The organism is Bacillus sp. SIMBA_154 (assembly GCF_046536015.1).
Taxonomy (GTDB): Bacteria; Bacillota; Bacilli; order Bacillales; family Bacillaceae; genus Bacillus; species Bacillus pumilus_P.
On sequence record NZ_JAWJBV010000092.1, the window covers coordinates 1 to 376 of the forward strand.

Sequence of the window (376 nt, forward strand, 5' to 3'; positions counted from 1 at the left end):
CTTCTCTAGTTTAGATGCGGAGCCGCAGCGCAGCCCTTGCATCCCCGTTACCAAATCACTATCGTCGCTTTTCCATCAACCTTCGGGAGGATTTATGGCTCGCACTTTCAGCATGGCTTACAAAGACACGCCACAGGATTTCCAGAAGCGCGTCGAGGCGACGCTTGAGGCACAGTCGCTCGTGATCTCTGCTGCGCTCGCCTTCGTTGCTCGCTATGCGAAACATGACGAGGCGCTGGCGCACATTCGCCTACAATTGGATGGGCTTGCACATGCCCACAAACAGCTATATCCCATGGCGGAGCGCGACAGACTCTATGCGATGGAGCATATCGGCTCCATCTTCGAAGACGCCGCAAAAATGAAGGATGTGAAG

The 376-nt window shown here is 54.8% G+C and carries 1 protein-coding gene; it reads left to right on the forward strand.

From position 1 onward, the window contains the following. Nucleotides 1–94: 94 nt before the first annotated feature. The coding region (locus R0K30_RS21245; RefSeq protein ID WP_410612754.1) for a hypothetical protein at nt 95–376 on the forward strand (282 nt) is incomplete at its 3' end.